General features: G+C 39.5%; 1 protein-coding gene. It reads right to left on the reverse strand.

All coding sequences use genetic code 11. The features are described 5' to 3' along the window. A partial coding sequence (locus ABDH28_05570) for an Ig-like domain-containing protein (GenBank protein MEN2998486.1) occupies positions 1–1807 on the reverse strand: 1807 nt, incomplete at its 3' end. Between the last annotated feature and the right edge of the window lie 410 nt (positions 1808–2217).

The raw sequence follows: 2217 nt of genomic DNA on the forward strand, positions 1-2217 counted from the left end.
TTAAGAATATTCCTCCGCCGGCGTTATCCGAGGTTGTAGTATTGCTTATTACTACTAGGTTAGACATAGTATTATTGTGGGAACTTTCAATATACAGACCTCCGCCTGCTTGGGCAGTATTGAATCCAACTATGCCTTCTATTAGGTTAAAATCGGAGAAGAATAGGTAAATACCACCACCAGTACCACTAGAGTGGTTAGATGATACAACGCTTTTTATATGGTTGCTGTGGGAAGAATTTATGTATATACCTCCACCTTCTAGGGATCTGTTGCTTATTATTGTGTTGGCAATAACGTTATAATTTGCACCTTCCAGAAATATTGCACCTCCTTGGAAGTTGTTAGTATTGTAGGTGAAGATGTTTGATACTATCGTATTAGAATGCGAGTAGAAAAGCAATAATCCTCCTCCGAGGTCTTTGGAAGAGTTGCTAGTTATCACGCAATTTGATATAACGGAGCTGATAACATTGCTTAGAAATAATCCTCCTCCGATACCATCTTCTCCTGACCCATTTGCTAATCCTCCGGTTATGGTAAATCCATCAATCAACACACCATAGGTATTAGTTGAGTAGATAATGTGGTATAATAATTTCTTTCCGTCTAACAGAGAGCGTCCGATTCTTGAGTTGAAATCTGTGTTCCATCCACCTATGAGCCTTAGATGGCTATTAGTGAGTATGATTCCGCTTTTACTGCCGGTAGGTAGCAGTCCATTACCAGGAGTATATTCTCCTACGCTGACGAGTATATTCTTAACACCATACTGGTTAGCAACTTCTATGCCCTTTGGAATGCTCCTGACTGGGGAGTTTTTGAGTATACCAAGGTTATTATCGTTACCTGTGGTGGAAACATAGACGTTTAGCACCACAACTATTGTATTAGTTGTGTAATTTGTAAGTCCTGCCTCATCAACTGCGAATGCATATATATAGTTTGTGCCTTCCTCTAAGTTTGATAGGTTGCTACTCCAGGATGTAGTTCCTGAGACCTTGCCATAATCTCCCGCTGGTCCAAGTCTTAACCAGACTTCTTTAAGACTCAAGTTGTCACTTGCGATGCCGTAGACTGTTATTGAGTTAGTTGTGACTACCTGGTTGTTTGTAGGATTGGTGATAGAGATGTCTGGAGGTGTTAGATCAATAATGAAGTATACAGAGTTTATTGCACTTGATATGTCATTACTGCTTACTGCGAACACGAATATAGTATTTGTTCCTTCTGGTAGGTTTGATAGGTTTGTGCTCCAGTTGATGGTTCCATCTACTGTTCCGAATTCACCGGAAGATCCGAGTCTTAGTCTAACTTCTTTGATGCCTAGGGTATCATTTGCGTTTCCTTGGACAGAGACGGAGGATGTTGTTATTATCTGGTTATTTGTTGGGGTCAGGATTGATAGAGTGGGAGGTGTATCAACGATGAAAGTGATACTACTGGTAGTGCTTGTTACGTTGTTTTCACTTACTGCGAACACGAATATAGTATTTATTCCTTCTGGTAGGTTTGATAGGTTTGTGCTCCAGTTGGTGGTTCCATCTACTGTTCCGAATTCACCGGAAGATCCGAGTCTTAGCTTAACTTCTTTGATGCCTTCTTCGCAGAATGCTGTTCCTTCAACTTTGGTATAGTTAGTTGTTAGGATTTGGTTGTTTGTCGGGTGATTTATGGAGATAGTTGGTTTTGGAGGTTGGTTTGTTTGGTTTCCTTTTGGTAGTAAATCTACAAGTCTAGTGCAACTTACCATACAATGTATTGCTATGCCTACTAGGACTATGTATATGAAGAAACTTTTTTTCATAAGCTTTTCCTTCTTGGGTTTAATCTCCATTAAATAATATATGGATTTAGGAAAGGTTTGTCAATATTCTGGTAACTTGCCAATATTCGGAGTTTTGGTTCAATAAGTTAAGTCCTGAGGTTTAACGATTAGGTAAGATTTTCTTTTGTTTTTCTCGCAGTCCCTAACGGGACTGGGTGAATCTTTTCTCAATAAGCATCTAAAAAGCTTGGTGTAAAGTGGAGTTTTTTTGACTACGCAGCCTCTAGCACCTGCAGGGGGGGGGTAAGAAGAAGGTTAAAAATCTTAGCTTAGCTTTATTGCATTTTGCCTTTTTTGTTGAAATCTGGGGGATTCTGGATTAGAATTTCTTTGGGTTTATGGAGGATTGAGATGGATATAAAGAGGGTTAAAGAAGTGACTGCGAACAT

The organism is Brevinematia bacterium (assembly GCA_039630355.1).
Taxonomy (GTDB): domain Bacteria; phylum Spirochaetota; class Brevinematia; order DTOW01; family DTOW01; genus SKYB106.